Source organism: Micromonospora sp. LOL_023 (genome assembly GCF_048060115.1).
Taxonomy (GTDB): Bacteria; Actinomycetota; Actinomycetes; order Mycobacteriales; family Micromonosporaceae; genus Micromonospora_E.
The window spans coordinates 1-21977 of sequence record NZ_JBHMIM010000022.1; the positions used below are offsets into that span (position 1 = coordinate 1).

Sequence of the window (21977 nt, forward strand, 5' to 3'; positions counted from 1 at the left end):
AGGTGGCCCTGGATGACCAGCTCGCCGCTTTCCGCGAGGTAGACCGTCGGGCAACCGTTGCCACCCGACCCGGGATCCTTGTAGAGCTTGGTCAGCTTCACCGCGATCTTCCTTCGAGGCATGGCGAGCGGCCAGCACCGTCGGCGAGCAGGCTAGTGCTTAGCGTAGTGGTCGAACAGTTCGGTGTCGTCTATCCGATCCTGGCGTCTCGGGCGCGCGCATCATCGCTTCGAGGCCTGGCCGTTTGGGAGCCCACTGGTCAGGCAGGGGCGACCGGGATTGTCGGTCGAGTGGAGGGCTCAGATACCTCATCCCGCGATGGTGAGGTATCTGAGCCCTCCACTCGACGGCGTTCCGCACCCTCACCGGTACCCATGGGTCGCCGATTCTGTGGTTTCCTTCCCCTATGCCTCCGCCTGCCAGCACGCTGCGCGCTGCCGACCAGATCGCCTACCTCGACCAGGCGGCCACCAGCGATCCTGGACGCGAGTACAAGCAGCGACTGTTGACGGCGTTGGACCTGCGCCCAGGCCTCACCGTGCTCGACGTCGGATGTGGACCCGGCACCGACCTGCCGGCGATGGCCGTGGCAGTGGGCAGCGACGGAGCCGTCATCGGCGTTGATCACGACCCCGAAATGCTGGAACAGGCCCAGCGCCGGTCTGCAGCCCACCCACAGGTCTCCGTCCGCGCTGGCGATGCCCACGCCCTGCCGTTCGGCGACGCCAGCGTGGATCGCGCCCGCATCGACCGGGTGCTGCAGCACCTTGCCGACCCTCGGCAGGCACTGGCCGAGTTGCGACGGGTCGTCCGCCCCGGCGGTCTGGTCGCATTGGCCGAACCAGACTGGGACACCCTCGCCATCGACGCTGTCGACACCGCGACCAGCCGGGCCTACACCCGCTACATCGTCAGCGATCTGGTGCGTAACGCCGACATCGGGCGGCAACTCGGCCGGCTCCTGGCTGACGCCGGATTCGAGGTCGTCGCCCTGGACGCCACCGTCGCCATGTTCCGCGACTACCGCGAAGCGGAGGCCGTGCTGCGGATGCCGGCAGTGGCCCAGCACGCGTGGCAGTCCGGGGCCCTCGACGAGGCCAGCGCGCGGACCTGGCTCGACAGCCTGGCCAACGGCCCGTTCCTGGCCGCCGTCACGTTCTTTACCGTCATCGGCCGCGTTCCCACCACGGAAAGCTAGTCGGCGACGGCTGCCTCGGCCGTCTCGTTCAGCGACTCGTTCACGTATCGACCCGATCATTGCTGGTGTCGTCGCCATGCAGTAGACCCGCGTAGGTGTCGCGGAGGGCGGTGAGGCGGTCGCGGCGGAACCGGTCCGGTTCGCGTCGGTGCAGCCGGCGGCCGGTGTCGCTGGTGAAGGCGTCGACCGGCACCTGGTCGGCGTCGGCCGGGATGAACTTGCGCACCTCGTCGAGTGCGGCGACAGCCCGGGACAGGGCGGCCGTCGCGCGCCGAAGCTGGGCCGGGTCGAGCACAGCCGAGTCGGCGGGGACCAGGTCGGCGTACCGGTCGGCGGCGGCGAGCCACTGGCCCGGGTCGATCAGCTGGGACGGCTCCGGTCCGCCGTACGAGAAGCCGCCGTACGAGGATCCGGTGGCCGGGCCAGGTTCGGCGGGCAGCCGCATCAGGAACTCACGCTCGGCTCCGCAGCTGGGGCAGGTGCCGTGATAGCGGGTGGCGAGGTCGCCGTCGGCGAGTGCGACCACCTCGACCTGCGGCGCGAAGCGTGCCTCGCCGCAGTCGCACGGCTGCAGCTCGACGTAGAGCCGGGCTTCGGCGCTGCTGCGCGCTGCCGGCAGGACGATAGTCACAGGACGCCACCACCGACCGTCGCAGGCAGACCAGCGCCGACCGCTGCGGGCACGTCAGCGCCGCCGATCGTCGCACTCGGACCAGCGCCGGCAGCGCCACGGGTCGCCGTACTCTCGGCTGGGGTGACGTCCCGACCACCTGGCCGGACGTGGTGTCGCAGCCAGTTGCGGACCAGCCGGCGCGAGGTGGCGACGATCTGCGCCTCACGGGCGTACAGGTCGGCGATCAGGCCGTCGAGGTCGGCGTCGGCCGGGCCGATCCGGCCTTCGCGGACCAGGGCGCCGCGCCGGCTGCGGGCCAGCGCCGCGACGATCGTCGCGGTGATCTCGGGGTGGGCCTGGATGGTCCGTACGGTCGGCCCGATCGCCAACGCCTCGTTGCGATAGACCCGGCTGTACGCCAATTCAACGACCGCCCCTCCTTCGGCAGACTGTGCCGGCAGTTGGTCGACGACGTCTACGTGCGAGGTGAACAGGTCGAACTCGTCGGGCAGCCCGGCGAAGATCGGGTCGAGCCGGCCGGCGGGGGTCAGCCGTACCGTGTCGACGCCGAACCGTCGGCCGTGGCCGCCGATCGCCGCCCGGCCGCCGACCGATTCGGCGCGGGCCTGGTGTGACCAGCAGATGTGCAGCTCCGGTACGCCGGCCCGAGCGGCGGCGCGGTAGAACTCCTTGACCCGGGCGATCCACGGCAACGACTCGTACGCGGAGTGCCCGGATCCGCCGCCGATGATCGCGTCGGCGTCGATGGTGCCGGGCAGTGGCTGGCCGTCCGCGACGTCGACGGTGACGATCTGGTCGGTGTCCAGCCCGGTGGCCTCGGCGATCCACTGTGTATACGAGGTCAGGCCGAGTGCGGTCAACGCGGCGCGTTCCTGTGTGTTGACGAAGAGCAGCCGGACGCGTTGCCGGATTCGGCGGGGGGTGCGCACGTGGTGGGGCACCTGCTGGAGACTACCGGCTGGCTGCTGATCATCGGCTGATCGGACATGGGAAAGCGCTTACTGGGGCCTCGCGGGTGATGGCCCCGGGCACTGATACTTGTCGACGTGGTAGTCGATCAGCCGGCAGAGACCTGGCGTACGGTGCGGTTCGCCGCCGAGACGTCGGCGCGTTCCGCGCCGATCACCTGGGGCCAGCGGGCACTGTGGCTGGCGATCCGCCGACACGGTGCCGGTCAGGTGATGTTCACTCTCAAACGGTGGGTCGCCGTACCGCGTCGGGTGCAGGCCGATCCGGAGCGGGTGTTGCCCGCGATCTCCGCGCTGATGGCCCGGCACGCCTCGCTGCGTACCCGGTTGGAGTTGGCCGACGACTCCCCGGCGCAGTTGGTCGCGGACGCCGGGGAGGTGCCGGTGCTGCTGGTGCCGGACGAGTCCGGGGACCCGGCCGGCACCGCCCGGCTGGTCGCCGACCGGTTGGCGGCCGAGCCGTTCGCGCACGACAAGGACTGGCCGCAGCGGTTCGCGGTGGTGACCCGGGACGGTTCGGCGTACCAGGTGGTGGTGGTCTTCAGCCACACCACGGTCGACTTCCGGGCGGCTGAGTTGGTGCTGCGGGATCTGCGGTTGCTGCTGGCCAGGGGTGGTATCGACACACCGGCGGGGTTGCAGTCGGCCGACATCGCCGAGTTGGAGCAGGTGGAGCGGCACCGGCGTCGTTCGGCGCGGGCGGCGGCGTACTGGGTCGAGGCCACCCGCCGACTGTCGCGCGACACCCGGCTGCCGATGCGCGACCCGCTCACCCCCCGGTTCCGGCGCGGCCTGCTGGTCTCGGCGGCGGCGGACACGGCGGTACCGCTGATCGCCGGGCGGTACGCGGCGACGAGTTCCACTGTGCTGCTGGCGGCGGCTGCGGCGACGGTCGGCGAATGGTCCGGCAACGACGTGGTCGGGATGCACACCATGGTCAACAACCGGGTGTTGGACGGCTACCCGGCGGCGATCGCCAAACTCAACCAACTGGCTCTGGTGCCGGTCGACCTGACCGGTGCCGAGGCGATGGCGCAGTTGCTGCCCCGGGTCTGGCAGGCGGCGATGGACGGCTATCGGCACGCGTACTACGACCCGCAGGAGCTGAGTGACGCGTTCAGCGCGGTCGGCCTGCCGTACGCGACCGGGGTGAGCCCGCACTGCTACTTCAACGACATCCGACTTTCGACCGACAGCGACCTGCTCGGGCGGGAGGTCGACGAACGGGTGGTCCGTGCTGCGGCGGCCCGCACCACGTTCGCCCTCGCGGAGCGGTTCGAGCGGTTCACCTGGCGGATGCGGATCGAGATCGTCGACCAACCGGCCGGGCTCGGTCTGGCTCTCACCGCCGACACCACCTACTTCTCGCTGGACGCGATCGAAGCGTTCCTGCGGGCGCTGGAGGCCCGGCTGGTCGACGCCGCGTTCGGGTAGTAGCGGCGTGGCGGAGCAGCCGACCGACGCAGCGGCGCTCAGCCGCATTCGCGGAATAGTTGACGCAGCAACTATGTTTGGTCGGGTAGTTCGAGGGAACCCGAGCGGCCCTCGCCGCTGAAGAGGAGCAGACCATGCAGTTCGGCGTCTTCACCGTCGGTGACGTGACGGTCGACCCGACCACCGGCCGGGAGCCGACCGAGCACGAGCGGATCAAGGCCATGGTCGCCATCGCGCTCAAGGCCGAAGAGGTCGGCCTGGACGTCTTCGCCAGCGGCGAGCACCACAACCCGCCGTTCGTGCCGTCGTCGCCGACTACGATGCTCGGCTACGTCGCGGCGAAGACCGAGCGGCTGCTGCTGTCCACCGCCACCACCCTGATCACCACCAACGACCCGGTGAAGATCGCCGAGGACTACGCGATGCTGCAGCACCTGGCCGACGGCCGGGTCGACCTGATGATGGGGCGCGGCAACACCGGCCCGGTATACCCGTGGTTCGGCCAGGACATCCGCAACGGCATCCCGCTGACCATCGAGAACTACGACCTGCTGCGCCGGCTGTGGCGCGAGGACGTCGTCAACTGGCAGGGCAAGTTCCGTACCCCGCTGCAAGGGTTCACCTCGACGCCGCGCCCGCTCGACGGCGTACCGCCGTTCGTCTGGCACGGCTCGATCCGCAGCCCGGAGGTCGCCGAGCAGGCCGCCTACTACGGCGACGGCTTCTTCGCCAACCACATCTTCTGGCCCAAGGAGCACACCCAGCGGATGGTCGGCCTCTACCGCGAACGGTTCGCCCACTACGGTCACGGCACCGCCGACCAGGCGATCGTCGGCCTCGGCGGGCAGGTGTTCATGCGGCGCAACTCGCAGGACGCGGTGCGTGAGTTCCGGCCGTACTTCGACAACGCCCCGGTGTACGGGCACGGTCCGTCGTTGGAGGACTTCAGCTCGCAGACGCCGCTCACCGTGGGCAGCCCGCAGCAGGTCATCGACCGCACGCTGACCTTCCGCGAGTACGTCGGCGACTACCAGCGGCAGCTGTTCCTGCTCGACCACGCCGGGCTGCCACTGAAGACGGTGCTCGAGCAGCTCGACATGCTCGGTGAGGAGGTCGTGCCGGTGCTGCGGCGCGAGTTCGCCATCGGCCGGCCGACGCACGTGCCGGACGCCCCCACCCACGCATCCCTGGTCGAGGCGGCGGCCAGCGCGGCGACCGACAGCAGTACGACCGACGGCGCGGCGACCGACGGCAGTACGGCCGACAGCGTCGACAGCGCCGCCGATGCGGCCGATGCGCCGGCTGCGGTGTGACGGCGATGACCACGAGCACCGACCGCCGTCGGCTGGCGGTCGTCACCGCCGGCGTACGGCAACCGTCGACCAGCCGGCTGCTCGCCGACCAGCTCGCCGCGGCGGTACACGACGAGCTGGCCGGCCTCGGCGGGCAGCTGGAGACCACGGTGATCGAGGTACGCGACCACGCCCACGAGGTGGTCGACAACACGCTGACCGGTTTCCCGGCACCGGCGCTGAAACAGGTGTTGGACGCGGTGGCCGCTTCCGACGGGCTGATCGCGGTCAGCCCGGTGTTCAACGCCGCGTACAGCGGGCTGTTCAAGGCCTTCTTCGATGTGCTGCCGGAGGGCGCGCTGCTCGACAAGCCGGTGCTCGTCGGTGCCACCGGCGGCACCGCCCGGCACTCGCTCACCTTGGAGCACGCGCTGCGGCCGATGTTCGCCTACCTGCGTGCGGTGGTGCTGCCGACCGCCGTCTTCGCCGGCCCCGAGGACTGGGCCGGCGACAAGACGGGCGACCGGGCCGGCGACAGCACCGGAGACGGCGGTGGCCAGGCCGGGGTGCTGCGTGAGCGGATCGCCCGGGCCGGCCGGGAGTTGGCTGTCGAGATGCACCGCCGGGAGCCGGTACGGGTGGCCGACCCGTTCGCGTTGACCACCGACTTCGAGCAGCTGCGGATGAACTCGAAGAGCAGGTGAAATCTCGGACGCATCCTGATCCCCGTGAGCCAAATGGGTGGCAGACCTCGTGGACTGTCGATAAGGTCCGGTGCCTACCCGTCCACAGGAGAATCATGATGCGCAACGTAGCCGGCTGGTGCCGGCTCGGAGCGGGCACCCTGCTCGCCGGTGCCCTCGTCGTCGCTGCGGCCACACCGGCTGCGGCCACACCGGCTGCGGCCACACCGGCTGCGGCCGCTCCGGCTGCGGCCCAGAGCCCGGGGCCGGACCTGTTCGTCTCGTTCGACCGGGAGCCGGTCGCCGAGGTGGACAACTCCGGCGTCACCCTCGGCATGTACGTCTACAACTACGGCGACGCGCCGGCGAGCGAGGTGACCATCGTCGTCGACGCCACCGGCGTCGACGACGCGGTGCAGCTGGCTGCGGGCCACCACCCCGGCTGCGAGGTCGCCGATCGGGTGGTCAGTTGCGCGTACGGTGCCCTCGCCGCCGGAGCGACCGACCACATCCACCCGGTGCGGCTGGTCAGCCGGGCCGGTGCCACGCCGGGTGACGCCGGCACCATGACCGTCACCATCAGCTCGGCCGAGCAGGACGCCAACCCGGCCAACAACACCGAGTCCTTCCCGGTGACCGTACTGGCCTCCGGCCCTGATCTGGTCGCCGTGGTCGACGACATCAACACGGCGGCTGATCCGGTCGGGCCGGGGGACACCGCCCCGCTGGCCGCCGCGGTGCTCAACGAGGGTGACAGCACCGCCGACAGCTACACGATCGGGCTGGACCTGCCGACCGGAGTCGGCTTCGTCGACCAGTACACCGACTGTGACTACGTCTCCTACTGGCCGAACGACCAGCAGGTGGAGGGGTACGCGTACGGCCCGAGCCGGGTCACCTGTGCGCTGACCGTTCCGCTGGTGCCGGGGGAGATCCTGTTCCTGGTCGACGAGCAGGGCGAGTCGCTGTTCGACCTGTACTTCGGCAACAACCTGGCCGGTCCGGGTGAGACGAGCGGGTCGTTCGAGGCGCGGCTCGGCAGTGGCGACCCGGCACAGGCGCGGGCGTCGGCGACCAGCGGGAAGTCGATCAACGAGGCGCTGGCGAAGGCTCAGGCGTCGGCGGCCCGTTCGGCGGCGTCGCTCCTCGAGGAGATCGACACCGAGGACAACGTCGACTACTTCGCCGTACACACCAAGCCGAACACGTTCGACATCGCGGTGACGGCCGAGCCGGTGACCGGCGAGCCGGGCGAGACCGTCGACCTGACCTTCACCGTGGTCAACAACGGGCCGTCCGACGGCGGCGGACCGGGCGTGACCGTCACCGCGCCGTCGGGCACCGTCCTGCTGCCGTCCGACTGGTGCTACACCGAGGGCGAGCCGGGGACGCGACTGCCAGAGTCGGCGGCGCTGCGGTGCAACTTCGAGAGTCTGTTCCCGGCCACCGCGTCCGGCGGCGGGCGGATCACCCACACCCTCCAACTCAAGATCAAATCGACGCCGGGTACGGACGGAACGATCGTCGCCGAGAGTGTCGGGCCGTCGACCGAGTCCGACCCGTCGAACAACACCGTCCCGATCGTCTTCACCGGTGCCGGCGACGACCCGGACGGTGAACCGGGCGGCGGCGGGGCCGGCAGTGGCGACGAGCTGCCGATCACCGGCGCGCCGGTCGGCACGGTCGTCGGCGTCGGCACCGTCACGGTGGCGCTCGGCGTCGTGCTGCTGCTGGCCGTACGGCGACGGGCAACGGTGACCGTCTCCGCTCCAGAGTGACCGCCGCCGGCGGGCAGGAGGCTGGGTCGTCCGCCAGCGGGAGTCAGCTCTCGCACCTGAGCACGATGCGTTACCGCCGCCGGGCGCTCAACATGTAAATATGTCTAGTATTTTTAGGACACTGCGGGTCGCCGCCACCAGCGTGACGTTGGTGGCGGCGATCGCCGTCGTGCCGGCGTCCGCCGCCGCACGACCCAGCCCGTCCACCGGTCCGTCCGCCGGTGGGTCCACGTCGGGTGGCTCGCCCGGCGACGCCATCGACCGCGCCGAGCTGCAGGCCGTACTCGACGACGTGCCGGAAGCCGGCGTACCCGGCGTCCTGGCCGCCGTCCGCGACGGCCGGCACGCGTGGCAGGCGGCCGCCGGCCACGCGTACGCCACCAAACCTCGCCCGATGCAGCCGTCGATGCGGCATCGGATCGGCAGCATCACCAAGACGTTCGTCGCCACCACGGTGCTCCAGCTCGTCGACGAAGGCCGGCTCGGGCTCGACGACCCGATCGGGCAGTGGCTGCCCGAGACGGTGCCCGGTGAGGTGGGCGAGCAGGTCACGGTACGGATGCTGCTGAACCACACCAGTGGTATCGGCAACTACACCAACGCCATGATCACCTCGCATGCCGCCATCAGCCAGATGCAGGTCACCACGTACCCGCCGGCGGACCTGGCCGCGACGGGCCTGGCGATGCCGCCGACCAACGCGCCCGGCGCCGCGTTCAGCTACTCCAACACCAACTACATCCTCGCCGGCCTGCTGATCGAGGCGGTCACCGGCAACGACCCCGTCGCCGAGGTGCAGCGGCGGATCCTGCGGCCGCTGCGGCTGACCGGTACCTACTTCCCCGGCGTCGACCCGACGGTCCGCGGCCCGCACGGTGGTGCCTACTTCGCGCCGTACGGTGTGCGTGACCTCGGCGAGTTCAACATGAGCTGGGCGTGGACCGCCGGCGAGATGATCGCCACCACCGCCGACCTGAACACGTTCTACCGGGCGCTGCTCGGCGGCGAGCTGCTCGACGCGGACACCCTGGACGAGATGCTCACCACGGTGCCGTTCGACCCGTCCGCACCTCAGTTCGGCGGCTACGGGCTCGGCATCTACTCAGCGCCGATGCCGTGCGGCGAGTTCTGGGGGCACGACGGCGCGGTGCTCGGCCACCTGACGATCTCGCTGCACAGCCGGGACGGCGCACGTCAGGTCTCCACCGGCATCAATTTCAGTCACTACGACGTGGGGTTCCCGGACGCGCATCCGGTCGACATCGCCTGGCAGACGCTCCTGCTGACCGCGCTCTGCCCGGCCGACGCGTCGGCGAGCCGCTCCGCCGGTGCGGCCCAGTTGCCGCCCAGCCTGACCCGGCTGCCCGGCTCCGACGGGCCGGTGGCGGTCGGATAGCCGTACGGCGACCGCTGGCCGTGGTCCCGGTTGCGCCGTCCGGCGTGCCGGGACCACTCGGCGGCCCCGTACCCTCAGTGGAGGTCGTGCTCGGCCGGGTCATGCGGCGGTGTCGGTGGCCTCGGATCCCGGCGAGATGATCTCCACTACCAGCAGGACATCGGTGACAATCCGGTGAGCCGGGTGGCGATGATCGCCTGCATGTACCCGGCCGGTGGATCGACCGACAGCACTGCCTCGGGGCTGATCTCGTACCGATGGTGCTCGTCCTCGGCCATCATCGTGGTGAGGTCGTCGAGCGTGATCACCGTAGGCATCTGCCGGCCGACGGCTTCCGCGCTCATACGCTGACTTCAGCTCAGCGCTGCGGCAGGAGGGTCAGTACCTGGGTGCAGTCGATCAACGAATCCTCGGCGGTGCCGAGTTTCGTCCGGTGGTAGCTGGCGACCGGTTCGAGCCGGTCGAGTGAGCAGTGCCCACGGCCCGGGTCGCCGACCAGCACCTGCACGCCCTGGTCGGCGAGCCGGCTGAGGAACGGCAGCACCCGCTGCGCCAACTTGGGGTTGTAGAGCGCATCCCCGGCAAGCACCAGGTCCACATCCGTCACGGCCGACTCGAGCAGGTCGTCGACCGTGCTGGTGAGCTCGACGGCGTTGACCACCGCGTTGAGTGAGATCGCCGTTGTCGCGTACGGATCGATGTCGTTGGCGGTGACGGTCGCGGCACCGGCCATGGCCGCCGCGATGGCGACCAGACCGGACCCGGACGCGAAATCGAGCACCCGCCGACCCGCGACGACGTCCGGGTTGTCGAGCAGATAGCGGGCCAGCGCCTGGCCACCAGCCCAGGCCGAGGCCCAGAACGGTGGTGGCAGGCGCTGGCCCGCTGCTGCTTCGAGGCGTGCCCACAGCAGGGTCGGATCCTCGGCGAGGAACAGCCGGATCTCCCTGGCGAGCGGCACCCAGGTCAGGCGGAGCTGATCCGGTCCGGCCGGGCCCGCGTCTGCGGCATCGTCGAAAAGTTGACGTTGAAGGATGTCCGAGGGTGACTGCCCGCCCCGGGACGTCGACGGCTTCGGCCGCGTCCCAAGGGACGGGGACAACGTCAGATTACCCGGATGTTGGCGGCCTGCAGGCCCTTCTGCCCCTGCTCGACGTCGAACTCGACCCGCTGGTTCTCTTCCAGGGTGCGGAAGCCGCTGGACGCGATCGCGGAGAAGTGGGCGAAGACGTCGGGCTCTCCGCCGTCCTGGGTGATGAAGCCGAAGCCCTTGTCAGCGTTGAACCACTTAACGGTGCCAGTTGCCATGTTTTGCTCCTTGCCGATGGCGGGTCCGCGACGTGCGGACCCCTTCTGCCGCACTCATCAATCTCCGTCCGGAGAGACCGGCAGAATCTGCCAATGCCCGGGTTGCTGCCACCGGTGTCACCCAGCTGGCACGTGGAAATCAACTGCAACGCGGCAAACCTAGCATGACGCCGGGTTCATTCGGGCCCCATGCACAAGCAGCGCCTCCGGCGGTTCGCCCGGCACAGCCACCGGAGGCACCGCTCGTGCCTCAGCTCACCCCGAGTAGCGCGGCGGCCGCGTCGGCCGGCACCGGATACCGGTCGAGCAGGGCGTCCACCGCCAGATCGCGGTGACCGTTTCCCGGCGCGCCATCGGTCGGTGATCCGTTGGTCGGCGGCTCGGCCGCACAGTCGAGCAGATCCGCGACCGCGACCGTGGCCAGCGGGAAACCGGCCAGCAACTGCGGCACCGGCCCGGTCATCGCGTACCGGGCGATCTCCGGGCCGGACGACGTACCCGCCGCCGGTGTGGGTGCGCCCGCCGCGGCCGACCACGGCGGCGTCCACGAATCCAATGCCGGCAGCGTCGCCGGGAAGGTCCGGCCGGCCTCCCGGACCAGCACCGGCACCAGCTCACCGGCCTGCTCCCGCAGCGTCGCGATCAGCGCCGGCAACCAGGGCAGCAGTACGGTGTCGGGCAGCTGGCCGAACGCCGCAGACAACACCTCGACGACGAACGGTGCCAGCGTCGGCACCGGCTCCAACGCCTGCACGAACCCGCTCAGGTAGTGCGGAAACGCTCCGACGATCAGCGGGCTGGCCAGCAGATCCGCGCACCGCTGGCGCAACTGCGCCAGCGGCAACTGACCGAGCTGGGACTGCGCCGCCCAGAGTAACGCCACCTTCGCCGGCGACTGCGGATGCGACTGGCGTACCGCCAACTCCAGCTGCGCCCGGTCGCAGCCCAGCGCCATCGCCAGGCTCTCCATGCTCATCAGGAAGCCCAACATCGCGGCGACCTGCCGCAGCCCGGTCTCGTCGTCGACGAACGCGGTCGGCAGCAGGGTGCAGTAGTGGGCGTACCCGGTGGTGACGAAGGCCTGACACCAGGCCGGCAGGTGGGCGTCGCCGCTGCTCCGGTAGTACGACAGCAGCTGCCGGATCCGGTGCAGCACCTCTGGGGCGTCGTCGACGGTGCGTTCGGCGGCCAGCAACTGCACCGCCCGGGCGCCCAGCTCGTCGGTGAACCGCCGATTGTTCAGATACAGCAGCGAATCCTCCACGGCGGCGAGCGCGCTGGCCGCCGTGGCCTGCGGATTCCAGGCCGCCTTGCGTAGCCGCAGTTCCAGCACCTGCTCGATGGTGACGCCCTCGTAGCCGAGCTCGATGATCGACCGCTGGTGGCGACCGATCGCGACGTCCCAGCTCTCCTGCACGGACTGTTCCCCGAGTCGCCGCTCACCCATGATCGGCCGCACCGCCTCCGGCGGCAGCAGCCGGCGCAGCATCCACAGCAGGTCCGAGCAGGGCCGCAGCTGCGGATCACCGTGCAGATCCAGCAGTGCCCGCTGCACTGTCCGCTTCTTCAGGTCCAGCCCGATCGGAGCCAACCGGTCGTAGACGTCCTGAGCCAGCGGCGGCAGCGCCGCGTAGCCGACCCGGCCGATCCGGTCCCCGCCGAACATGATCTCGCAGAGCCGGCGGACGTCGCGCCGCCCCGGCACCACGTCCTTTTCGACACAGGTCACGGCGGCGTCGGTGAAGTCGTACGGGGTGGGCCGACGCCGGTTGCGCATCCCGGCCAGCAGCACCGACGTCTCGAAGATGGCGATCGCGTCGGCCGTGCTGGCCAGGTAGCCGTTGCGCCGGGCCAGCCGCACGATGTCGACGCACCAGCCGAGCAGCTCGGTTTCGTCGAGCTCACCGGGCCGGGCCGCGGTGGCCAGGAACCCGCTGAGCCGGTCGGTGCCGACCGCCGCACCGGCGGCGGCCGGTGCCGCCGCCTTCGGCTTGCGGGCCGGCCGCTTACGGCCACCGGTCTGCTGCCCGGCCAGCCGGTACGGGGTGATCTTGCTGGCGGTCAGCGCCTTGCGCCAGGTGGCGGCGGCGATCGACACCGCTCCGCCGGCCAGCCCGAACTGCGCCTCGATCGCCGAATGGCTGGACGGGATCAGCCCGTACCGCCACTTGGTGCCGGTCCGCGCGGTGATCTCGAACGGCGCGGTCGACCGGACGCCGAACTGCTCGACGTGGCTGGCGGCGTGGAACGCGCCGCAGACGTACAGGCAGTCGGCCGGGTCGGCACCGGACGCGGCGAGGTGCTCGCGCATCCGGGTCCACATGTAGCGTTCCCGGTCCTCGTCGCGGTCGGAGCGGGCCGCGTCGGTCGGCCGCAGCCGCCGGAACAGGCTGCCGATCATGACCATGACCTGTCGGTACGTGTCATGGTCGGCACCGATCAGCGGCTGTTCGACGTACTGGTCCCACCACTCCGACCAGTGCCGCACCTTGCCGTGGTGCAGCAGGTACGCCTCCAACTCGGCGAAGCCGGGCCGCAGATCGCCGATCTCGACCCCGACGGCGTCGCCGTGCAGCGCCTTGTCCTCGTCCGGCTCCGTCTGGCTGTCGGCCGGCGCCGGATCGGGCTCCGACCCACCGTCTCCGTCACCGGCCGGACCGGACCCCTCGGGCTCCTGGCCAGGCCGGGACTGCCACTGGAAGACATGGTCGGTGGAGCGGTCCACCAGCAGCAGCTCCACCCCCGGCGTCTCCAACGCGTACGCGATCGCCTGGTACTCGGCGGACGCCTCGGTGATCGGCGCGATCACGCTCAGCGGCCCGATGCCGGCCGGGAAGCCGTCGAGTTCACTGGCGAAGGCCTGCAGCGCCACCGGCAGCTCACAGTTGCGCAGCTCGGTCAGCAGCGGCTGCAGGTCCTCGCAGAGCTCCAGGTAGATCACCTTGGGTTGCTTGTGTGCCAGCCGCCGGGCCATCGCCAACGCCGACGACGGCGAGTGGTGGCAGACCGGAAAGATCTCCAGCTCCTCGGCGAGCGCCCGGTCGACGTCGTCGACCAGGCCGGCGAGGATGCCGGTCAACGCGTCCGGGGAGCTGGCGAACGCCGACGCGGCGTCCGCCAGCTGCCCTCGGAGCGCGCCGAACCGGCTGGCTGCCGGCTCGCTCACGGCACGGTCGGTCGCGACAGGGTCAGTCGCAGCCGGCTCGGTCACGGCAGCGTCACTCAGGACGGCGTCACTCAGGACAGCGTCACTCACGACAGGGTCGCGATGCTCTGCCGGCCGCCTTCGAGGAAAGCCGGCCATTCGCCGCCGTCGGCCTTGCTGCGCGGCTCGATCACGCCGTGCCAGAACTTGTTGAGGATCGCCAGGTCCTCCGGGCTGCGCCGGGCCAGCGACCCGACCATCGAGCTGGCCAGGGTCTCGGCGCGCAGCGTGCGGTCACCGAAGAACTGACTGTGCAGGATCGCGTCCTCCAGCACCCCGATCTGCTCGGCGGTGGACAGCGCCGACTCCAACTTCTCGTCGTCGCTGGTCGCCGACGCGGCAGCGGTGCGCAGGTCCGCGAAGCTCTGCAGCAGCACGTCCAGCAGGGTCGGCGGCACCTCCAACTCGATCTGGTGGCGACGCAGCAGCTCGATGGTCCGGAACTTGACGATCTCCGCCTCGCTGCGCTTGTTCGTCACCACCGGGATCCGGACGAAGTTGAACCGCCGCTTCAGCGCCGACGACAGGTCGTTGACGCCCCGGTCGCGGCTGTTCGCGGTGGCGATGATCGAGAATCCGGGCTGGGCGAAGACGATGTTGTCCGAGTCGAGCTCCGGGATGGAGACGTACTTCTCGGAAAGGATCGAGATCAGTGCGTCCTGCACGTCGCTGGTGGAGCGGGTCAGCTCCTCGAACCGGCCGATGACGCCCTGCTCCATCGCCGTCATGATCGGCGACGGGATCATCGACTGCCGGGACTGGCCCTTGGCGATGACCATCGACACGTTCCACGAGTACTTGATGTGATCCTCGGTGGTGCCGGCGGTGCCCTGCACCACCAGGGTCGAGTTGCGGCTGATCGCGGCGGCCAGCAGCTCGGCAAGCCAGCTCTTGCCGGTGCCCGGGTCGCCGATCAGCAGCAGGCCACGGTCGGAGGCGAGGGTGACGATGCTGCGTTCGACGAAGCTGCGGTCACCGAACCACTTCTGCGGGATCTCCCGGTCGAGGCCGTCGGCGCGTTCCGAGCCGAGAATGAACAGGCGCACCATCTTGGGGCTGAGTCGCCAGGAGAACGGCTTCGGGCCGTCGTCGACCGATTCGAGCCAGTCGAGCTCCTCGGCGTACTTGATCTCAGCGGGGGCGCGCAGCATTTCTGCGGTCATGGTGCTGTTTCTCCTAGTTGAGGAAGTTCTTGAGCTCGGAGACGAGTTTGCGGACGTGCCCGGACAGCACCGGGGTGCCCTGATCCTTGAGACGTTGGCGGAACCACGGGTTGACGCTCTGCTGACCGCCGCTGGAGACCGAACCGACCGGGATCAGCTTGGCGCCGCTGCGGTGCACCGCCTGCAGGCCGTCGAAGACCTCCTGCGACTTCCACTCGTAGAAGTCGGAGATCCACACCATGACGGTGTTGCGCGGATCGATGATCTTCGGTCGGGCCAGTTCCAGCGCGGCCATGCCGTCCGTGCCGCCGCCGAGCTGGGTGCGTAGCAGCACCTCGAACGGGTCGTGCACCCACGGCGTCAGGTCCAACGCCTTCGTGTCGTACGCGACCAGATGCACGTCCACCTTGGGCAGACCGGCGAAGATGGACGCCAGGATGGTGCAGTTGACCATGGCGTCGACCATCGACCCGGACTGGTCGACGACGACGATCAGCCGGGCCGGCGTGGTCCGCTTCGCGGTCTGCTTGTAGAACAGCCGGTCGACGTAGAGCCGCTCGTCGGTCGGGCTCCAGTTCGGCAGGTTCTTCCAGATGGTGCGGTCCAGGTCGAGGTTGCGGAACACCCGCTTCGGCGGGATCGACCGGTCGATGGTGCCGACGCTGGTCTGCTGCACCTGCGTCTTCAACACCTCGGCGACCTCGTCGACGAAACGTCGGATCAGCGCCTTCGCGTTGGCCAACGCCACCCCGGACAGGTTCGACTTGTCCCGCAGCAACTGCTCGATCAGCGACATGCTGGGGGTGAGCTGGCGGGCCAGCGCCGGATCGGCCAGCACCTCACGCAGCCGCATCCGGCGCACCAGGTCGCCCTCGATGGCACCGAGCACTCCGTCGCGGCGGCCCGGCGCGGTGCCGCAGGCCCGCTGATACCAGGCGGCGTCGGCCTGCCAGTTGGCGAGCTGACCGGCGGACACGTCCCCGCTGCCGGTGGCGAAGATGTTGAGCAGCAGCTTCGAGGCCAGCGCGGCCCGGCGTACCTCGTCAGCGCCAACCTGGCCCGCCGCGTTGCCGGCGGGGTCGGCATGGTCCGCCGCGTCGTCGGCGGACCCGGCGGGGTCGTCCTGCGCTGGTGGGGCGAGCAGGCCGGGCAGCTCGTCGGCCAACTCCGGGAAACGCTGCACGACGGTGTCGACGGAGACCGACGGGTCGAGCACCGCGGCCGGCAGGCCGATGTCGTCGACCACCGCCATGCTGCCGCGTTCCAACGCGGCCTGCTCCTGGCCGTCGAACAGCCGGGCCAGCAGCCGCCAGTAGAGCACCTGCCGCCGGTTCTCGTGATGGTTCGTCATCGGTGAAGTCATTTCCGCAGCAACCGTCCCGCCCGTTCGCGCAGCACCGCGATGGGGTCGCCGGAGCGGGCCACCGCCTTGGCGATCTTCGGATCGGTCGGCCCCTGCGCCCAGTCGCCGGTGTGCACGGCCACCTTCTTACGCTTCACGGTGGCCTGCACACCGATCGGCTGCACCGACCATCCGCCGTCGTCCCAGCGCAGCAGCCCGAGGCAGGCAGTCGAGGCGGCGACCAGGTCGGCGGTGAGCGGGCCGCAGCCGGGCAGCCGGTCGGTGTCGACCGCGATCCGGGTGCCGTCGAGGTCGAAGCTCAACCCGGCGTCGTCGCTGTTGGCCGTGTAGCCCTCCAGCAGCACCGGCTCGGCGATCGACACCGGATGCCGGTCCAGCGGCGGCACCGCCGGGGCGAGCGCCTCACCGAGCTGCACCCGGGCCACCGCGAACGGGTCGGCCGGCTCACCGGGCCGGGCCTGCCCGTCGTGCCACACCAGGTCGCCGCCCGGGTGCAGCGGCATCCCGGTGACGTCCAGGCTGAGCCGGCCGGCCAACGCGGCCAGCAGCACCGGATGCGCGGCGAGCAGCTGCCAGATCACCGGGCCGACGATCGTGTCGACCTTCGCGGCGGAGACGCTGACCCGGACCAGTCGGGGGGCGTCGTCACCGGTCGGCTCGCCGTGCGTCTCCAGCAGCGCATGGACCTGCAGCTGTACGGCGGTCGCATGCTCGTGTACGTCGGCGCCGAGGATCAGCAGCCGCCCGGAGACCGGCTCCGGCGCTGCCGGCTGGCTCTCCGGGCTGGTCAGCAGCATGGCGCGGGCCCACAGGTCGGCCCAACGGCGTACCGGCAGTCGGTCCATGGTCGCCACCGGGCTGCTGTGGTGCAGCTCGGCGGCCAGCCCGTCGAGCAGCACTGCGGCGCGGCGCAACGCCGGCTCGGCGAGCAGCGCGTGCAGCGCCTGCTGGCTGGTGGCCACCAGGTCGTGGTCGACGTTGCGCCAGCCGGTGATCGCCAGCTCGGTCAGCCAGGAGCGGGCGGCCAGCAGCCGCCCGTCGACCGGGCCGGCGGCGGTGGTCGGGGCCGGCCACTGCGCCCGGGTACGGCCGAGGGCGGTGTCGGCCTGCTCGCGCAGCGCGTCGTGCACCGCGCCGACGATCGCCGACCGGGCACCGGCCAGCCGGAGCAGATGCTCGTCGCCGACCGAGCCGGCGGCCACCTTGTCGACCGTCTCGGCCAGCGCCGACCCGAGCGGGGTGGACGCGACCGCGCCGGCCAGCGCGGCCAGGGCCGCCGTGCGTTCCGCGTCGAGCCGGCTGAGGCCGCCGACCAGCGCCTGGTCGAAGCCGTCGACCACGTCGAGCGCCTCGGTCACCCCGGCTGGGCTGTGGTCGAGCAGGTCGGTGAGTTGTGCCCCGCGCATCAGCGTGCCACCGCCCCGGCCGGGAACCAGTGCAGCTCGGGCAGCGCCTCGACGCTGCCCGGCAGCTCCAGGTAGGACAAGTGACGAAGGAACCGGCTGAACACGGCCGCCGCTGGCGACACCGACGCGACCTGGACGTTGCGATCAAGCATCCAGACGATCTGGTGACCGATGGTGATCTCCACGTCGGGATCGAATCGGAGGAAGCGCACCACCTGCTCGGCGCCGTACTGCACGATCGCCTCTTCGGCGAGCAGCGTGATGTGGTTGCAGGGCGCCCCGTTGCTCAACCCGCCGCACGGTCGGTTGTTGTTGGTCCTGCAGCTCAGCTCGTGGGTGGCGGCGGCGATCGAGGAGACGTACACCCGCTCGATGTCCGACCCGCTGGACACCACGCCCTGCAGGCGTCCGTCGGCCATTTCGACGAAGGGCACCTTCGTCAGCTTGCGGGGTCGTGCGGCGGGCACCACCCGCACCGTGCTGCGCCGCTGCGAGGCGGCGGCGTCGTCCGCATCCACTGAGTTGCCCTCCAGGGGGTGTTTCGCGCAGCCGTCGTCAGCCGTCACCGGGGACGGCCGCTGCGGGACCGGTCATCCGTACGCGAGAAGTTGTATCGGACCGGTGCGACAAAGCCGGGTAGCGGGCGGTAGCCGGTCCCGGATGCTGGTCGGCGGGCCGATTCTCCGCTATCCTTCCCAATCGTCGCGGTTGAACCTGCAGATAGGGATGTATGAGTAAGGTTTTGCTGTCGGTCGAGCAGGTCGCGGAGCGGCTCGACCTGCACGTGCGTACGGTGCGTGGCTATATCCGTGACGGACGGCTGTCGGCCGTACGGATCGGCAAGCAGTACCGGATCGCGGCGGCCGACCTCGACGCCTTCACCGGCCGCCCGGCCGGCGCGGCCCGTCCCGGCATCGAGGTTTCGGCGGTCGTCGACGTCGACGGGCTCAGTGCCGTCGACGCCGACCGGCTGAGCACCCTGCTGGTCGCCGGCTCGCAGAGCGGCAGCGGGTTGTCGGCTGAGCCGCCGCTGCGGTTACAGACCGTCTACGACCCGGTGCGGGCCCGGCTCAAGGTCATCGTCTTCGGCGGGCCGGGTGCCGTCGCCGAAATCCTGTCCACCGTGGATGCGGTGACGCGGGCGGAGAGCGGCATGTTCCACACGAGCACGAGCGAGGGAACGGGGAACGATGGCTGACGAAATCGTCGAACTGGCGGGCGTGCCGGTGCTGGTCTGCGACGCGGACGGACCGTCGATCGCCACCGACCAGGACGCGGTGGACGTCATCGGCGCGACGTTCGCCGGTGCCGAGATCGTGGCGATTCCGGTGCTCCGGCTCGACGAGCGCTTCTTCACCCTGCGGACCGGGGTGGCCGGCGGCATCATGCAGAAGTTCGTCAACTACCGGGTGCGGCTGGTCATCGTCGGCGACATCGCGGCCTACACGGCGGGCAGTACGGCACTGCGTGACCTGGTCACCGAGTCGAACCGGGGCAAGCAGATCTGGTTCGTCGACGACCTCGACACCCTCGCCGCCCGCCTCACCTGACGCGTCACCTGCCGTCGTCGGCTTCCCCCGAGTCATCGACGAACAGATCGTAGAGGCCAAGTTCGATGCTCTCTGCCGTCAGCCTCGCGATGATCTCCCGACGCACGCGTCGTCGCTGCTCCCGGCGCTTCGGGATGTCGGTCAGCTTGACGCGATGATGGCCGACGGGCCGTTCGTGAGGCATTTTCTATCGCCCAGCGGCTTTCTTGGCTCGGTTGCGATGAATGGAAGCCCCTCTCGGCCTACTCTCGGGCACGAGGGGAGCGACATTGCCCTTAAACTGCCTCGTAGCGGCCATAGGGCTCCCCTCGAGCCAGGACTGCGCTCGGTGTAGTCCGACCATAGTCGACCGGCTGCGGAACAGAGGGCCCGCGAGCGTCGATACCGTGCTCGAACCAGCCATGGCCAGCGCGGACTCCTACCCGCGAAGTGCGCTGGAGTGCCAGCAGTCGTCTCGCGGCAGTACTACCGACCCGGTGCGGCTACTGCGTTTGCCGTACCCCCTGCCTGCGTTCGGACGAGGAGTTTCCGGGCGTCCGTCGATACCGTCGAGTGCGTTCCTGCTTTCGGGCAGGAACGCACTCTTCTGTGGCCACAGAGATTCTCCTTGGCACATCGACACACAGATAGGGAAACGATGTCTGGTTCTACCCGTCGTGGATTCATTGCCAGCACAGCAGCATTGGGAGGTGCGGCGCTGATCGGAAGTCCAGCGACTGCGGAGGTGACGTCGAAGGAAGGGGCGCGCGAGTCGCCGGTGATCCTGCCGGGTGATGCTCGCTACGAGGATCTGGTGTTGCGCCGGACAAGCGAGCGATTCTTCCCGCGGCCAGAATTGTTCCGGCTGCCCACGACGACTGAACAGGTTCTGCACGCGGTGGATGGCGCGATGCAGGCGGGGAAGCGGGTGACCGTGCGCAGTGGCGGGCACTGCTATGAGAACTTCGTGGGCGACGGCGCGGAAGTCATCATCGACCTGTCCGCGATGCGGCAGGTCACGTTCGACCGGCACCGCAACGCGTTCATGATCGAGCCGGGCGCCAGCCTGTGGACGGTGTTCGAGCGGCTCTATCTCGGCTGGGGTGTCACGATCCCCGGCGGCCAGTGCGGCGGCGTGGCAGCGGGCGGGCACATCCAAGGCGGCGGCTACGGTGCGCTGTCCCGGCAGTTCGGCTCGGTGGTGGACTACCTGTACGCGGTGGAAGTCGTCGTGGTGGACCGTTCGGGACGGGCACGGGTGGTGGTCGCGACCCGCGAGCCGGGCGACAAGAACCGGGACCTGTGGTGGGCGCACACCGGAGGCGGGGGCGGGAACTTCGGCGTGGTCACCCGGTATTGGATGCGCACGCCCGGCGCCCCCGGGAACGATCCCGCCCGCCTGCTGCCGAAGCCACCCGCCGAAACGCTCGGCGCGACGATCGCATGGAGTTGGCGAGACGTCACCGAGGAGTCGTTCCACCGGCTGCTGCGCAACTATGGCGAATGGCACGAGCGCAACAGCGCGCCCGACGCCGACCAGCTGTTGAGTGACTACCTCGCGGAGGTCACCGACGGTGTCCCGGGCACGATCACGGTACAACCGCCCCATCGGCTGCCGTGGCTGGCAGGGGTGAAGGCCGGGTCGCTGGACCAGGCCGAAGAGTCGGGGATGTTCAAAGCGAAAGCGGCCTACCTGCGGAAACGGTTCACTGACGAGCAGATCGGGACCGCCTACACCTACCTGACCAGCACAGACCATGACAACGAGCGCGCCGTGCTGCTGTTGGTCTCCTACGGCGGCAAGGTCAACACCGTGGCGCCGGACGCGACCGCCATGCCCCAGCGGGACAGCCTCATGAAAGCGATCTACACCGTCACCTGGACCGACCCGAACAGCGAGCAGGCGAACCTGGACTGGATCCGGCGGTGGTACAGCGCGATGTACCAGGACACCGGAGGCGTGCCGGTCCCGAACAGCGCGAACGACGGCTCCTACATCAATTACCCGGACATCGACGCGACTGATCCGCAGTGGAACAGATCCGGAGTCCCGTGGCACGCCCTGTACTACAAGGGAAACTATCGGAAACTTCAGCAGGTCAAGCTGCGCTGGGATCCGCGTGACGTGTTCCACCACGCCATGTCGATCAAGCTGCCGCCCACTGACCTTCCGTGCCAAGGTCCGAGTGAGGCCGTGCCAGCTACATGTACTGCGCTGCGGTCTCCTCGACCTTGCGGATGAACTCCTCCAGCCCAGCCTCGGTCCACTGTTCGTCCTGCAACAACGTGCCGAGCACGGCGATCTGCATGGAGAAGGCGGTTTCCGCGTCGATGTCGTCGATCAGGTCCGGCTCGCCGAGGGCTGCGCGGATCATGCCTTCCATCGCCAGAGCGGAGAACTGCTCGCCTTCCTCGTAGCGCTTCCTCGTGTCGGCCACGAAGGAGGCAACTGCCCGAGGATCGTCGGACGAGCCGAACCTGCGGTTGACGGCAATCGCGAACGCCGCTCCGATGGTCTGGCTGCCCCCGGCCCAGCCGAGCCGGTTGAGCTCGGCGAGAAGTCGATCAACCGATCCCCAGTCCTGCCTGGCCACCGCCCGGATGAGGTCACTCAGCTCTT

At 69.9% G+C, this 21977-nt stretch carries 21 protein-coding genes; 9 read left to right on the top strand and 12 right to left on the bottom strand.

Features of this window, described 5'->3' with window-relative positions; all coding sequences use genetic code 11:
• Positions 1–406 precede the first annotated feature (406 nt).
• Positions 407–1198 carry a methyltransferase domain-containing protein gene (locus ACFHVL_RS14015; RefSeq protein ID WP_416628184.1) on the top strand — a complete coding sequence of 264 codons (792 nt, stop codon included), beginning with the start codon at positions 407–409 and terminating at the stop codon, positions 1196–1198.
• A 40-nt stretch (positions 1199–1238) separates the two neighbouring features.
• Here the strand turns inward: ACFHVL_RS14015 and ACFHVL_RS14020 are convergent, their stop codons facing one another.
• Together ACFHVL_RS14020 and ACFHVL_RS14025 are read right to left on the bottom strand one after the other, a co-directional pair.
• Positions 1239–1829, bottom strand: coding sequence for a hypothetical protein (locus ACFHVL_RS14020; RefSeq protein ID WP_416628186.1), 591 nt, complete (start codon positions 1827–1829; stop codon positions 1239–1241).
• Positions 1826–2773 carry a type 1 glutamine amidotransferase gene (locus ACFHVL_RS14025; RefSeq protein WP_416628187.1) on the bottom strand — a complete coding sequence of 316 codons (948 nt, stop codon included), beginning with the start codon at positions 2771–2773 and terminating at the stop codon, positions 1826–1828. The genes ACFHVL_RS14020 and ACFHVL_RS14025 overlap by 4 nt, the downstream gene beginning before the upstream one ends.
• 105 nt (positions 2774–2878) lie before the next feature.
• Between ACFHVL_RS14025 and ACFHVL_RS14030 the strand changes: the two genes are divergently transcribed.
• The 5 genes from ACFHVL_RS14030 to ACFHVL_RS14050 all read left to right on the top strand — a co-directional run bounded on the left by ACFHVL_RS14030 (position 2879) and on the right by ACFHVL_RS14050 (position 9383).
• A complete protein-coding gene (locus ACFHVL_RS14030; RefSeq protein WP_416628188.1) occupies positions 2879–4234 on the top strand; it encodes a condensation domain-containing protein in 1356 nt (451 codons plus the stop codon).
• Positions 4235–4368: 134 nt separating this feature from the next.
• Positions 4369–5547 (top strand): LLM class flavin-dependent oxidoreductase, encoded by a 1179-nt coding sequence (locus ACFHVL_RS14035; protein WP_416628190.1) that lies wholly within the window; start codon positions 4369–4371, stop codon positions 5545–5547.
• 5 nt (positions 5548–5552) lie between these two features.
• Positions 5553–6230 (top strand): FMN reductase, encoded by a 678-nt coding sequence (locus ACFHVL_RS14040; RefSeq protein WP_416628191.1) that lies wholly within the window; start codon positions 5553–5555, stop codon positions 6228–6230.
• A gap of 98 nt (positions 6231–6328) precedes the next feature.
• The gene (locus ACFHVL_RS14045; protein ID WP_416628193.1) at positions 6329–7987 is read left to right on the top strand and encodes a peptidase; all 1659 of its coding nucleotides are present in this window, start codon (positions 6329–6331) and stop codon (positions 7985–7987) included.
• Between the two features lie 100 nt (positions 7988–8087).
• Positions 8088–9383, top strand: coding sequence for a serine hydrolase domain-containing protein (locus ACFHVL_RS14050; protein ID WP_416628195.1), 1296 nt, complete (start codon positions 8088–8090; stop codon positions 9381–9383).
• Between the two features lie 146 nt (positions 9384–9529).
• Here the strand turns inward: ACFHVL_RS14050 and ACFHVL_RS14055 are convergent, their stop codons facing one another.
• The 8 genes from ACFHVL_RS14055 to ACFHVL_RS14090 form a co-directional block, all read right to left on the bottom strand.
• Positions 9530–9727: a hypothetical protein gene (locus tag ACFHVL_RS14055; RefSeq protein ID WP_416628197.1), complete on the bottom strand. Its 198-nt coding sequence runs from the start codon at positions 9725–9727 to the stop codon at positions 9530–9532.
• Positions 9728–9741: 14 nt separating this feature from the next.
• On the bottom strand, positions 9742–10419 hold the full coding sequence (locus ACFHVL_RS14060) for a class I SAM-dependent methyltransferase (RefSeq protein WP_416628285.1): 678 nt from the start codon (positions 10417–10419) through the stop codon (positions 9742–9744).
• Between the two features lie 68 nt (positions 10420–10487).
• Positions 10488–10691 carry a cold-shock protein gene (locus ACFHVL_RS14065; RefSeq protein ID WP_278110626.1) on the bottom strand — a complete coding sequence of 68 codons (204 nt, stop codon included), beginning with the start codon at positions 10689–10691 and terminating at the stop codon, positions 10488–10490.
• A 250-nt stretch (positions 10692–10941) separates the two neighbouring features.
• Positions 10942–13857, bottom strand: coding sequence for a DUF5682 family protein (locus tag ACFHVL_RS14070; RefSeq protein ID WP_416628198.1), 2916 nt, complete (start codon positions 13855–13857; stop codon positions 10942–10944).
• An 86-nt stretch (positions 13858–13943) separates the two neighbouring features.
• Positions 13944–15059, bottom strand: a complete 1116-nt coding sequence (locus ACFHVL_RS14075; RefSeq protein ID WP_416628200.1) for an ATP-binding protein — start codon at positions 15057–15059, stop codon at positions 13944–13946.
• A 13-nt stretch (positions 15060–15072) separates the two neighbouring features.
• Positions 15073–16410: a vWA domain-containing protein gene (locus ACFHVL_RS14080; protein WP_416628202.1), complete on the bottom strand. Its 1338-nt coding sequence runs from the start codon at positions 16408–16410 to the stop codon at positions 15073–15075.
• An 8-nt stretch (positions 16411–16418) separates the two neighbouring features.
• A complete protein-coding gene (locus ACFHVL_RS14085; protein WP_416628203.1) occupies positions 16419–17828 on the bottom strand; it encodes a hypothetical protein in 1410 nt (469 codons plus the stop codon).
• Positions 17828–18247 (bottom strand): hypothetical protein, encoded by a 420-nt coding sequence (locus tag ACFHVL_RS14090; RefSeq protein ID WP_416628287.1) that lies wholly within the window; start codon positions 18245–18247, stop codon positions 17828–17830. Before ACFHVL_RS14090 ends, ACFHVL_RS14085 begins: the two co-directional genes overlap by 1 nt.
• Before the next feature lie 311 nt (positions 18248–18558).
• Between ACFHVL_RS14090 and ACFHVL_RS14095 the strand changes: the two genes are divergently transcribed.
• Together ACFHVL_RS14095 and ACFHVL_RS14100 are read left to right on the top strand one after the other, a co-directional pair.
• Entirely contained in the window at positions 18559–19026 is a 468-nt protein-coding gene (locus tag ACFHVL_RS14095) for a helix-turn-helix domain-containing protein (protein WP_416628204.1), read from the top strand.
• Positions 19019–19378 (top strand): DUF4180 domain-containing protein, encoded by a 360-nt coding sequence (locus ACFHVL_RS14100; RefSeq protein ID WP_416628205.1) that lies wholly within the window; start codon positions 19019–19021, stop codon positions 19376–19378. The genes ACFHVL_RS14095 and ACFHVL_RS14100 overlap by 8 nt, the downstream gene beginning before the upstream one ends.
• A 4-nt stretch (positions 19379–19382) precedes the next feature.
• Here the strand turns inward: ACFHVL_RS14100 and ACFHVL_RS14105 are convergent, their stop codons facing one another.
• Complete coding sequence (locus tag ACFHVL_RS14105; protein ID WP_416628206.1) at positions 19383–19562, bottom strand: hypothetical protein; 180 nt, start codon at positions 19560–19562, stop codon at positions 19383–19385.
• A 255-nt stretch (positions 19563–19817) separates the two neighbouring features.
• Here ACFHVL_RS14105 and ACFHVL_RS14110 point away from each other — a divergent pair, with 255 nt between their 5' ends.
• Positions 19818–21599, top strand: coding sequence for an FAD-binding oxidoreductase (locus ACFHVL_RS14110; protein WP_416628207.1), 1782 nt, complete (start codon positions 19818–19820; stop codon positions 21597–21599).
• Here the strand turns inward: ACFHVL_RS14110 and ACFHVL_RS14115 are convergent.
• Complete coding sequence (locus ACFHVL_RS14115; RefSeq protein WP_416628208.1) at positions 21559–21951, bottom strand: hypothetical protein; 393 nt, start codon at positions 21949–21951, stop codon at positions 21559–21561. The two genes, ACFHVL_RS14110 and ACFHVL_RS14115, sit on opposite strands and share 41 nt — an antisense overlap.
• Positions 21952–21977 lie beyond the last annotated feature (26 nt).

Coding starts and splice junctions, on each gene's coding strand:
- ACFHVL_RS14045 (WP_416628193.1), top strand. CDS start 6,329: ATGCGCAACGTAGCCGGCTGGTGCCGGCTCGGAGCGGGCACCCTGCTC.
- ACFHVL_RS14035 (WP_416628190.1), top strand. CDS start 4,369: ATGCAGTTCGGCGTCTTCACCGTCGGTGACGTGACGGTCGACCCGACC.
- ACFHVL_RS14065 (WP_278110626.1), bottom strand. CDS start 10,691: ATGGCAACTGGCACCGTTAAGTGGTTCAACGCTGACAAGGGCTTCGGC.
- ACFHVL_RS14040 (WP_416628191.1), top strand. CDS start 5,553: ATGACCACGAGCACCGACCGCCGTCGGCTGGCGGTCGTCACCGCCGGC.
- ACFHVL_RS14090 (WP_416628287.1), bottom strand. CDS start 18,247: ATGGCCGACGGACGCCTGCAGGGCGTGGTGTCCAGCGGGTCGGACATC.
- ACFHVL_RS14075 (WP_416628200.1), bottom strand. CDS start 15,059: ATGACCGCAGAAATGCTGCGCGCCCCCGCTGAGATCAAGTACGCCGAG.
- ACFHVL_RS14050 (WP_416628195.1), top strand. CDS start 8,088: ATGTCTAGTATTTTTAGGACACTGCGGGTCGCCGCCACCAGCGTGACG.
- ACFHVL_RS14105 (WP_416628206.1), bottom strand. CDS start 19,562: ATGCCTCACGAACGGCCCGTCGGCCATCATCGCGTCAAGCTGACCGAC.
- ACFHVL_RS14015 (WP_416628184.1), top strand. CDS start 407: ATGCCTCCGCCTGCCAGCACGCTGCGCGCTGCCGACCAGATCGCCTAC.
- ACFHVL_RS14055 (WP_416628197.1), bottom strand. CDS start 9,727: ATGAGCGCGGAAGCCGTCGGCCGGCAGATGCCTACGGTGATCACGCTC.
- ACFHVL_RS14100 (WP_416628205.1), top strand. CDS start 19,019: ATGGCTGACGAAATCGTCGAACTGGCGGGCGTGCCGGTGCTGGTCTGC.
- ACFHVL_RS14080 (WP_416628202.1), bottom strand. CDS start 16,410: ATGACGAACCATCACGAGAACCGGCGGCAGGTGCTCTACTGGCGGCTG.
- ACFHVL_RS14085 (WP_416628203.1), bottom strand. CDS start 17,828: ATGCGCGGGGCACAACTCACCGACCTGCTCGACCACAGCCCAGCCGGG.
- ACFHVL_RS14095 (WP_416628204.1), top strand. CDS start 18,559: ATGAGTAAGGTTTTGCTGTCGGTCGAGCAGGTCGCGGAGCGGCTCGAC.